A 12,433-nucleotide genomic window follows, 5' to 3' on the forward strand; every position below is an offset into this window, starting at 1 on the left:
TTGCGGACCCGGGTCGACAACGCCGTACCGTTCGCCGAGTTGCTCGCGCAGGTGCGCGACCGCGACCTGCACGCGTTCGCGCACGCCGATGTGCCGTTCGAGCGGCTTGTCGAGGTGCTGAACCCGGTGCGGTCGCAGTCGCGGCAGCCGCTGTTCCAGGTGATGCTGGCCTTCCAGAACCTCGGCGAATCGCGCCTGGAACTGCCCGGTCTGACCATGACCGACCTGAACGTGGAAGCACCGACCTCGAAATACGATCTGGTGCTCACGTTGAGCGATGCGGCACCCGACGGGTCGGGGATGGACGCCTCGATCACGTACGCCACCGACCTCTTCGACGAGTCGTATGTGGCCGAGTTCAGCCGCCGGTTCGTCCGGGTGCTGCGCTCCGTGATCGGCGAGCCGGTGGTACCGGTCGGCGATATCGAGATCATGGATACCGCCGAGCGGTCGCTGGTCCTGGACCGGTGGAATGCCACCGAGTTCCCGGTGGAGACGGCGCTCACCGAAACCCCGGGCAACGCCAGCGCCACCCTGGTGGCCCTGTTCGAGGCGCAGGTCGCCCGGACACCGGACGCCGTTGCGTTGACGTTCGAAGGGGCGAATCTGTCCTACGCCGACTTCGCGGCGCGAGTGCACCGGCTGGCCCGGTGGCTGCATGGTGCCGGGGTGGGCCCCGAGGTGCATGTGGCCCTCGGTATGCAGCGCTCCTTCGACCTCCTCGTCGGTATGTACGCGGTGATCGCCGCCGGCGGCGCGTATGTGCCGCTGGATCCCGACCAGCCGATCGAGCGGCTCGGGCATATTCTCGACACCGCACAACCGCTGTGCGTGCTGACCTCCGGCGAAGATCTGGACCCGGTGGTCGCGAACCAGGTGCGGATCGACCGGCTGGATCTCACCGAGTTCTCCGCCGCCCCGCTCACCGATGCCGACCGGCATCGGCCGCTGCGTCCCGGCAACACCGCGTACGTGATCTTCACCTCGGGTTCGACGGGCCGGCCGAAGGGTGTCGCGGTGACACACGAGGCGGTCGTCAACTGCCTCGTCAGCAACCACGCCCGGTACGGCATCGGGGCCGCCGATGTCATGCTGCTCCGGGCGCCGGTCACCTTCGACGCGTCGATCCGGGAGCTGTTCCTGCCGCTGCAGGTCGGTGCCCGCCTCGTCGTCGCGCGGCCGGACGGCCACCGCGATCCCGGGTATCTGGCGCGGATCATCGGGGACGAGGGCGTCACCGCGGCGCAATTCGTGCCGTCGATGCTGTCGGTGATCGTGAGCGAAACGGAACCGGGCGCCTGGTCGAACCTGAGCCAGATTTTCGTCGGCGGCGAAGCGTGGCCGGCCGATCTCCCGCGCCGGCTGCGGGAACTCACCTCGGCCCGGCTGCACAATGCTTACGGTCCGACCGAAACCACGGTCGACCTCGTCTACCACGAAGTGACCGAAGCCGATACGGTCACCGTGCCGATCGGTGCCCCCTCGTTCAATACCCAGGCCTACGTGCTCGACGATCGGTTGCAGCCGGTGCCCCCGGGTGTTCCGGGTGAGCTCTATCTGGGTGGTGCGCAGCTGGCGCGTGGCTATCTGTACCGCCCCGACCTGACCGGGGACAGGTTCGTGGCGAACCCCTTCGGCACCGGTGAGCGGATGTACCGGACCGGCGATCTGGTCCGCTGGAACGCCGACGGTGAACTCGAATACCTGGGCCGCACCGACTTCCAGGTGAAACTGCGCGGCCTGCGGATCGAACTCGGTGAGATCGAAACCGCCCTGGCGGGTCTGCCCGAGGTCGCGCAGTCCGTGGTGGTCATGCGCACCGACGAACGCACCGGGGATCAGCTGGTGGCCTATCTGGTGCCCGCTCCCGGCGCGTCGATCGATCTGGAAGCGGTGCGGGTCGCGCTGCGGGCCGAACTGCCCGGCTATATGGTGCCCGCGGCGTTCGTGGTGCTCGACGCGTTCCCGATGAATCCCTCCGGGAAACTGGACCGGAAGTTGCTGCCGGCGCCGGTATTCGAGGCCCGCGTATTCCGGGCGCCGTCGACGCCGATCGAGGAGATCGTCGCCGCGACCTTCGCCGAGGTGCTCGGCGTCGACCGCGTGGGCGCCGATGACGACTTCTTCGAATTGGGTGGTAACTCGCTGGTCGCGACGCAGGTCGCGGCGCGGATCGGAGCGGCGCTGGAGACCAGCGTGCCGGTGCGCGCGCTGTTCGAGGCACCGACGGTTGCGGCGCTGGCCGTGCGGGTGGAGCAGGCCGGTGGGGACGGGCGTCCCGCGCTGGTCGCGGGCCCGCGGCCGCAGCGGGTGCCGCTGTCGTTCGCGCAGCAGCGGATGTGGTTCCTGAACCAGTACGACACCTCGTCGGTGGCCTACAACCTGCCGATGGCGATCCGCCTCTCCGGTGATCTCGACGTGGCGGCGCTGCACGCCGCCGTGGCCGATGTGGTGCGCCGGCACGAAGCGCTGCGCACCCGGTACCCGGAGATCGACGGCACTCCCGTGCAGATGATCGTGCCCGCCGAACAGGTCGTCTTCGATCTGGCTCCGGTCGAGACCACCGCCGGTGAGCTGGTCGCGGCCGTCACCGAATTCGTGGCCACCGGTTTCGATGTGGCCGCGGCGGTACCGCTGCGGATCCGGCTGTTCACCACCGCCCCCGGCGAGCATGTGCTGGTCGTGGTGGTGCACCATATCGCCGCCGACGGTTTCTCGATGACCCCGCTGGCCCGCGATGTGATGACCGCCTACGCGGCCCGGGCCGCCGGATACGGACCCGGCTGGACCCCGCTGTCGGTGCAGTACGCCGACTTCACGCTGTGGCAGCGGCGGGTGCTGGGTGCCGAGGACGATCCGCGCTCGCCGATGGCGCAGCAGATCGCCTTCTGGCAGCGCACGCTCGCGGACCTGCCGGACGAGCTGGCGTTGCCGGCCGACCGGCCGCGTCCCGCGGTGGCCTCGCTGCGCGGCGCGACGGTGCACGGCGAACTGCCGGCCGAGCTGACCCACACCCTGGACGAGCTGGCCCGCGAGCGCGGTGCCTCGATGTTCATGGTGCTGCACGCGGCGCTGGCCGCGTTGCTGGCGCGGTTGTCCGGCAGCGACGATATCGCCGTCGGTACCCCGATCGCGGGTCGTGGTGAGCAGGCGCTCGACGATCTGGTCGGCATGTTCGTCAACACCCTGGTGCTGCGGACGTCCGTCCGTTCGGGCGAGACCTTCACCGAACTGCTGGATCGCGCCAAGCAGGCCGATCTGGATGCGTTCGGTCATGCGGATGTGCCGTTCGAGCGGCTGGTGGATCTGCTGGCGCCGGAGCGGTCGCAGGCCCGCAACCCGCTGTTCCAGGTGGCGCTGTCGCTGCAGAACAATCAGCAGGCCGTGCTCGATCTGGCGGGTCTCGAGGTCTCCGGCCTGGAATTGGCCGAGGACGTCGCCCGGTTCGATCTGCAGTTCACGCTCGGCGAGAATGCCTCGGGCGGAATGGATCTGGCGCTGAACTATGCGACAGAACTGTTCGACGAGGCCACCGCGAAGAGCATGCTGACCCGCTGGCAGCGGTTGCTCGCCGCGGTCGCCGCCGACCCGGGCGTGGTGCTCGGCACGGTGGAAATCCTGGACGAGTCCGAACGCACCGCGGCCCTGTCCCGCACCGGCGGCCCGGCCGTACCGGCCGGCACGCTGCCGGAACTGCTGGCCGCGGCGGTGGCGGTGGACCCGTCGGCGCCGGCGCTGGTGTTCGCCGGCGAGCGGTGGACCTACGGGCAGGCCGACGAGTACTCGAACCGGCTGGCGCGGGTGCTGATCGGCGCCGGGCTGGGTGCCGAGGATCTGGTGGCGATCGCGGTTCCGCGATCGGCGGATTCGGTGCTGGCCGAATGGGCGGTGACCAAATCGGGCGCGGCGTTCGTCCCGATCGACCCGACCTATCCCGCCGAGCGCATCGCCCATATGCTCACCGATTCGGGCACCCGGGTCGGCGTGACCGTCTCGCGGGCGCGGGCCGAGCTGCCGGATTCGGTGGACTGGCTGGTGCTCGACGAGCTGGTGCTCGACGGATATTCGGCCGAGCCGGTGACCGACGCGGACCGCGTGCGGCCGCTGACCCCGGCGAATACCGCCTACATCATCTACACCTCCGGTTCCACCGGTGTGCCCAAGGGCGTGGTGGTTCCGCATGCCGGTCTGGCGAACTTCGCCGCCGAGCAGGTCACGCGGTACCGGATGGACTCCGATACCCGGACCCTGCACTTCTCCTCGCCGAGCTTCGACGCCTCCATCATGGAGCTGCTGCTGGCGATCGGTTCCGGTGGCGCGCTGGTCGTGGTGCCGCCGGGTACCTACGGCGGTGCCGAGCTCTACCGCCTGATCCGGGACGAACAGGTGACCCATCTGTTCATCACCCCGGCCGCACTGGCCACCTTCGACCCGACCGGGCTGGACAGCCTGCGGGTGCTGGCCGTGGGCGGTGAGGCGTATTCGCCGGAGCTGCTGGCGAAATGGGCCATTCCGCTGGGCGGGCCGGACGGCCCGATCCGGGCGTTCCACAACGTCTACGGGCCCACCGAGACCACCATCGTGGTCAATATCGGTGAACCGCTGCGCCCGGGCGACGCGCTGACCATCGGCGGCCCGAACCGCGGTATCCGTTCGCTGGTGCTCGACGACCGGCTGCAGCCGGTACCGGACGGCGTGGCGGGCGAACTGTACGTCTCCGGTATCCAGGTGACCCGCGGCTATCATGCCCGCCCCGCCCTCACCGCGGACCGGTTCGTGGCCAACCCCTACGTGCCGGGCGAGCGCATGTACCGCACCGGTGACGTGGTGCGCTGGGCGTCGCGGGAACTGGATTCCGGCGAACTCGAATACCGGCTCGAATACGTGGGCCGGTCCGACTTCCAGGTGAAGGTCCGCGGTTTCCGCATCGAGCTGGGCGAAATCGACAACGCGCTCACCTCCTACGACACCGTCGATTTCGCGGTGACGATCGGGCACGAAAGCGCCGCGGGTGCGGTGTCGCTGGTGTCGTATATCGTCGCCGCGCCCGGCTACACGGTCGATATCGCGGCGCTCACCGCCCATATCGAAGAACGGCTGCCCGGCTATATGGTGCCGTCGGCCATCATGGTGCTCGACTCGATCCCGCTGACCCCGGTCGGCAAGCTGGACCGGAAGGCATTGCCGGAACCGGTTTTCGAGACCCGCGAGTTCCGGGCGCCGGCCACCCCGGTCGAAGAGATCGTGGCCGGTGTGTTCGCCGATGTCCTCGGCGTGCACCGGGTCGGCGCGGACGACGACTTCTTCGCCCTCGGCGGTAACTCACTGATCGCGACCCAGGTCGTGGCGCGGCTCGGCGCCGCCCTCGATACCCAGGTGCCGGTGCGGACGCTGTTCGAAGCCTCCACCGTCACCGCCGTCGCCGCCCGGATCCAGGAGCAGGCCGGTTCGGGTGGGCGTGCGGAGCTGGTTCCGCAGCCGCGGCCGGAACGGGTGCTGGCCTCGGGCGAGGTCGTGCCGGCTGCGCCGCTGTCGCTGGCGCAGCAGCGGATGTGGTTCCTCAACCGCTTCGACGAGAACTCGGCGGCGTACCACATTCCGATGGCGATCCGGTTGTCCGGTGCGTTGGATGTGGCGGCGCTGCGGGCAGCGATCTCCGATGTGGTGGCGCGGCACGAGGTGCTGCGGACGGTGTACCCGGAGACCGAATCCGGCCCGGTGCAGGTCGTGCTGCCGGTGGGCGATGCGGTGCCGCGGCTCGAGGTCCGGTCGGTCGCCGCCGCCGAGGTGGTTCCGGCGGTGTCGGAGCTCGCCGCGACCGGGTTCGATGTGACCGCCGAGGTGCCGTTGCGGGTGGCACTGCTGCGGATCGACGATGCCGCGGACGAATTCGTGCTGGCGATGGTCGTGCACCATATCTCCGGTGACGGTTCCTCCATGGTGCCGCTGACCCGGGACGTCATGACCGCGTATGCCGCGCGGACCGCCGGTGTGGAACCGGGCTGGGCGCCGCTGGCGGTGCAGTACGCCGACTACTCCATCTGGCAGCGCGAACTGCTGGGTGACGAATCCGATCCGCTGTCGCTGGCGGCGCAGCAGATCGGGTACTGGCGTTCCGCGCTGGCCGGTGTGCCGGATCAGCTGGACCTACCGGCCGACCGGCCGCGTCCGGCGGTGCAGTCCTACGCCGGCGGGCGGGTGACGGTCGATATCGACGCCGAGACGCATGCCGGGCTCGTGCGGTTGGCGCAGGAGCAGGGCGCGACGCTGTTCATGGTGGTGCACGCGGCGTTCGCGGTGCTGCTGTCGCGGCTGTCCGGTGCCGACGACATCACCGTCGGTACGCCGATGGCGGGTCGTGGTGAGCAGGCGCTCGACGACCTGATCGGTATGTTCGTCAACACCCTGGTGTTCCGGTCGCAGGTGGAGCGCGGGGAATCGTTCGCGGATCTGCTGGCGCGGCAGCGTGAGGTGGATCTGCAGGCGTTCGCGCACGCCGATGTGCCGTTCGAGCGGCTGGTGGAGGTGCTGAACCCGGTCCGGTCCACCGCGCGGCATCCGCTGTTCCAGGTGGGCTTCTCGTTCCAGAACCTGGCGCAGACCGAGCTGCGGCTGCCGGAGCTGACCGTCTCGGGTGTGGATTTCGATACCGCGATCTCGCAGTTCGACCTGCACCTGATCGTCGGCGACACCTACGACCCGGCCGGCGCCCCCGAGGGCGTGTCCGGTTACCTGACCTATGCCACCGCCCTGTTCGACGAGGCGACCGTGGCAGGTTTCGCGGACCGGTTCGTGCGGTTGCTGCGCGAGATCGTGGCGGACCCGGCGGTGCCGGTGGGCGATCTGGAGATCCTGGCGCCGGCCGAGCGCGACGTGCTGGCCGAGCGTAATTCGACTGTCCGCGAACTCGATTCGGCCGCGACGCTGGTTTCGCTGCTGGATGCGTCGATCGCGGCCGACGGTGCCGCGGTGGCGCTGGTGGCCGCCGACGGTACGCGGGTGACCTACGCCGAATTGGGTGCGCGGGTCAATCGCCTGGCCCGGTATCTGATCGGGCGCGGGGTCGGCCCGGAGGTCCGGGTCGGGCTGGCGATCCGCCGGTCGGTGGATCTGGTCGTCGCGATGTACGCGGTATCGGTGGCCGGTGGTGTGTATGTGCCGGTCGATCCGGATCAGGCCGCCGAACGCAGCGAATACATCCTGGCCACCGCGGGACCGGTCTGTGTGCTGACGAACGCCGAGACCGGGTTCGGTACCGACGGTGCTCCGACAGTGGTGCTCGACGAGCTGGATCTCGGTGGCTTCGACAGCGCGCCGGTGACGGACGCCGAGCGGACCGCGCCGTTGCGTGCCTCGAATACCGCCTACGTGATCTTCACGTCCGGCTCCACCGGCCGGCCGAAGGGTGTGGCCCTGCCGCACGCCGCGGTCGCGAACCAGTTGCGCTACATCACCAGCGAATTCGCGATGGATGCGGCGGATGCGATCCTGCTGAAGACCGCGGCCACGTTCGACCTGTCGGTGTGGGAGTTCTGGACCGCTGCCGTATGCGGTGGCCGCATGGTCATCGCCTCGGCGGAGGGGCATCGGGACCCGGCCTACCTCAACGGTCTGATGCGCCGCGAAGGTGTGACCACGTTGACGGTGGTGCCGTCGATGCTGGATGCCCTGCTCACCGCCGACGGCGACGGGGTGTCCGGGTCGCTGCGGCGGGTGCTGGCCATCGGTGAGGCGTTGCCCGCGGCGACCGCGCAGCGGATGCTCACCGAGTATCCGGGTATCGGGCTGTTCAACCTGTACGGGCCGACCGAGGCGGCGGTGTCGATCACGACCCACCGCGTCACCGCGGCCGATCAGGTGTCGGTGCCGATCGGTGCGCCGCAGTGGAATTCGCGGGTGTACGTACTCGACGGCCGGTTGCGGCCGGTACCCGATGGTGTGTCGGGTGAGCTGTATCTGGCGGGTGCGCAGCTCGCGCACGGCTACTTCCGGCGCCCGGAACTGAGCGCGGAACGGTTCGTGGCCGACCCGTTCATCCCGGGTGCGCGGATGTACCGCACCGGTGACCTGGTCGCCTGGAACCGCGATGGCGAACTCGAGTACCGGGGCCGCACCGACTTCCAGGTCAAGATCCGTGGTTTCCGGATCGAACTCGGCGAGATCGAGGCCGCGCTGCTGGCGCTGCCGGAGATCGCGCAGACCGCGGTGCTGGCGACCTCGGATCCGCGGACCGGCGACCGGCTGGTCGGCTATGTCGTGCCCGCCGGCGCCGGCTTGGACCTGGTCCGGGTGCAGGCCGAGCTGGCGCAGCGGTTGCCGTCGTACATGGTGCCCGCGGCGTTCGTCGAACTCGACGCGCTGCCGCTGACCGTCAACGGCAAACTCGACCGTAAAGCCCTGCCGGAACCGGTATTCGAGGCCCGCGAGTTCCGGGCCCCGTCCACTCCGATCGAGGAGATCGTGGCCGGGGTGTTCGCCGAGGTGCTCGGTGCCGACCGGGTCGGCGCGGACGACGACTTCTTCGCACTCGGCGGTAACTCGCTGATCGCGACCCAGGTCGCGGCGCGGTTGAGCAAGGCGCTGGATACCCAGGTGCCGGTGCGCGCGCTGTTCGAGGCGCCCACCGTGGCCGGGCTGGCCGTGCGCGCCGAACAGCATGCGGGTTCGGGCGGCCGCGCGGCGTTGGTGCCGCAGCCGCGTCCGGAGCGGCTGCCGCTCTCGCTGGCGCAGCAGCGGATGTGGTTCCTCAACCGCTTCGACCAGCAGTCCGCCGCCTACAGCGTCCCGATCGCGGTGCGACTGTCCGGTTCCCTGGATGTGGATGCCCTGCGGGCCGCGATCGGTGATCTGGTCGATCGGCACGAGATCCTGCGCACCTACTACCCGGAGACCGAGCAGGGCCCGGTCCAGGTGATCCTGCCGGCCTCGGGCGCGGTGCCGGAGCTGACGGTGCGGACGGTGGCCGCCGAGGCCGTGCAATCGGCTGTGCTGGAACTGGTGTCGACCCAATTCGATGTCACCGAAGAGGTGCCGCTGCGGGTGGCGTTGTTCGCGGTCGACGGTGCGGCCGACGAATACGTGCTGGCCATGGTGATCCACCACATCGCCGGTGACGGTTCGTCGGTGGCGCCGTTGACCCGCGATCTGATGACCGCGTACGCGGCGCGGGCCGCGGGAGAGGCGCCGGGCTGGGCGCCGCTGCGGGTGCAGTACGCCGACTTCGCGTTGTGGCAGCGGGCGCTGCTGGGCGACGAAAACGATCCGGAGTCGCTGGCGGCGCGGCAGGTTGCCTACTGGCAGTCCACGCTGGCCGGGATCCCCGATCAGCTGGACCTGCCCGCGGATCGTCCGCGTCCGGCGGTGCAGTCGTTCGCCGGTGGCCGGGTGGAGATCGGGGTCTCGCCCGAGATCCACGCCGGACTCCAGCGTCTGGCACAGCAGCAGGGCGCCACCCTGTTCATGGTTGTGCACACCGCACTCGCGGTATTGCTGGCACGGCTCTCGGGCACCGAGGACATCACCATCGGTACCCCCGTGGCCGGTCGCGGTGAACAGGAACTGGACGATCTCATCGGTATGTTCGTGAACACCTTGGTGTTCCGCACCGAGCTGGATCGCGGTGAATCGTTCACCGATCTGCTGGCCCGCCAGCGGCAGCTGGATATCGAGGCGTTCGCGAACGCGGACGTACCGTTCGAACGTCTGGTGGAGGTGCTGAACCCGGCACGCTCGACCGCCCGGCATCCGCTGTTCCAAGTGGGGCTCACGTTCCAGAACCTGGCGATATCGAGCCTGGAACTGCCCGGTCTCACCGTGGCCGGTGTCGATATCGACACCGCGACCTCGCAATACGATCTGCACCTGCTCGTAGGCGACAGCTACGACGAAACCGGTGCGCCCAACGGCCTGGCAGGCCATCTGACCTACGCAAGTGACCTGTTCGAGCACGCCACCGCGCAGGGCTTCGCGGACCGCTTCCTGCGCCTGCTGCACGCGATCGTGGCGCGCCCGTCGGCGCCGGTGGGCGATCTGGAAATCCTCGCCCCCGCCGAACGCACCCGAGTGCTGGACCAGTGGAATGCCACCGGTCATCCGGTGGAGCAGCGCCTGCTGCTCGACGGTTACACCCGCACCGCGGCCGCGCACCCGGATCGGGTCGCGCTCGTTTTCGAGGGCGAACAGCTGACGTACGCGGAGTTCGACGCGCGGGTCAACCGGTTGGCGCGCCTGCTGATCGCCGAGGGTGTGGGCCCGGAATCACTGGTGGGCCTGGCTGTGCGGCGGTCGCTGGATCTGGTGGTCGGGATGTATGCGATCGTGACCGCGGGTGGTGCGTATGTGCCGTTGGATCCGGATCATCCGGCCGAGCGGATCGGGTACGTGCTGGATACCGCGGCACCGGTCTGTGTGCTGACCACCACCACCGACGCGGTCCCCGTGCCTGCCGGCACGCCGGTCCTGCACCTGGACACCGTCGATACGACCGCGTTCGACAGCAGCCCGGTTCAGCCGGCGGAACTGCGTGCCCCGCTGCGTCCGGAGAATCCGGCGTATGTGATCTTCACCTCGGGTTCGACGGGCCGCCCGAAGGGTGTGGCCGTCTCGCACGGTGCGATCGTCAACCGTCTGGTGTGGATGCAGTCGGAGTACGGGCTCGAACCCGCTGATGCGATTCTGCAGAAGACGCCCGCGACGTTCGACGTCTCGGTGTGGGAGTTCTTCTGGCCCTTGCGGATCGGTGCCCGGCTTGTCGTCGCGCGGCCGGATGGTCATCGTGATCCCGCGTATCTTGCGGAGGTCATCGATGCCGAGCGGGTGACGGTGGCGCACTTCGTGCCGTCCATGCTCACCGTCTTCGTTGGGGCGCTCGCGGGCGCCGAAGCCGATGCGTCGCGCTGCGCGACACTGCGGTTGGTGTTCTCCTCCGGTGAAGCGCTGCCCGGTAAGCCCGCACAGCAACTGCGACAGCTGACCGGTACCGCGGTGCACAACCTGTACGGCCCCACCGAGGCCGCGGTCGACGTGACCTATCACGAGGTCACCGACGCGGACGACAGCACGGTGCCGATCGGAGCCCCGGTGTTCAACACCCGGGTGTATGTGCTGGACGGCCGGTTGCGGCCGGTGCCGGTGGGTGTCGCGGGTGAGCTGTATCTGTCGGGCGTGCAGCTGGCTCGTGGTTATGTGGCGCGGCCGGATCTGAGCGCGGACCGCTTCGTCGCGAACCCGTACCACGCCGGTGAACGTATGTACCGCACCGGTGACTTGGTGCGTTGGAATGCCGCCGGTGAGCTGGAGTACTTGGGCCGCACCGACTTCCAGGTGAAACTGCGCGGCCTGCGGATCGAACTCGGTGAAATCGAAGCCGCCCTCGCGGCCCTGCCCGAGGTGGGCCAGGCCGTGGTGGTGCTGCGCAACGATCCGCGCACCGGTGATCAGCTCGTCGGTTACGTGGTGCCCGCGGGCGGCGCGGCGGTCGATCCCGACCGGGTGCGCGGTGAACTCGCCGCGCAGCTGCCCGGCTACATGGTTCCGGCGACGCTCATGGTGCTCGACGCGTTCCCGCTGAATGCCTCCGGCAAGCTGGACCGCCGGGCACTGCCCGAACCGGAATTCGCGGCCCGGGTGTTCCGGGCGCCGTCCACTCCGGTCGAGGAGATCGTGGCGGCGACCTTCGCCGAGGTGCTCGGTGTGGACCGCGTCGGTGCCGACGACGACTTCTTCGAACTGGGTGGTAACTCGCTGATCGCGACCCAGATCGTCGCCCGGCTCGGAACCGCGTTGCAGACCACGCTGCCGGTGCGGATGCTGTTCGAGGCACCCACCGTCGCCGGTCTCGCCGCGCGCGCCGGCCTGCACGCCGGCGCCGGTGGGCGGGCACCGCTGGTGCCGCAGCCGCGGCCGGTGCAGACCCTGCCGTCCGGTGAGGTCGTGCAGCGGGCGCCGCTGTCGCTGGCACAGCAGCGGATGTGGTTCCTGAACCGCTTCGACCCGGATTCGTTCGTGGACAACATCCCGGTCGCGGTGCGGCTCTCGGGTGCGCTCGATGTCGCCGCCCTGCAGGCCGCCGTGGCCGATGTGGTGGCGCGGCACGAATCGCTGCGGACCTTCTATCCCGAGGTGGACGGCACCCCGTATCAGCAGGTGGTGCCGGCGGTCGACGCGGTGCCGGAACTGGGCCCGGTCGAGACGACACCCGCCGAACTACCCGCGCGCCTCGCCGCGCTGGTGATGGCCGGATTCGACGTCACCGCGAACGTGCCGTTGCGGGCCCGGCTGTACCGGCTGGACGCGACCGAACATGTGCTCGGCTTCGTCGTCCATCACATTTCCGGCGACGGTTTCTCGATGACTCCGCTGCTGCGCGATGTGGTCACCGCCTACGTGGCGCGGACCGCGGGTGACACTCCCGGCTGGGCGCCGCTGGAAGTCC

General features: G+C 69.5%; 1 protein-coding gene (only partly in view). It reads left to right on the top strand.

The whole window is internal to a non-ribosomal peptide synthase/polyketide synthase gene (locus tag ACQEVO_RS34215) on the top strand: the coding sequence, 52,050 nt in all, runs 20,292 nt past the left edge and 19,325 nt past the right edge, and what appears here is coding positions 20,293-32,725 — codons 6,765 (complete) to 10,909 (partial); the first complete codon in view begins at position 1. Both codon boundaries (start and stop) fall beyond the window edges.

It is taken from the genome of Nocardia sp. CA-290969 (assembly GCF_050936135.1).
GTDB lineage: Bacteria > Actinomycetota > Actinomycetes > Mycobacteriales > Mycobacteriaceae > Nocardia.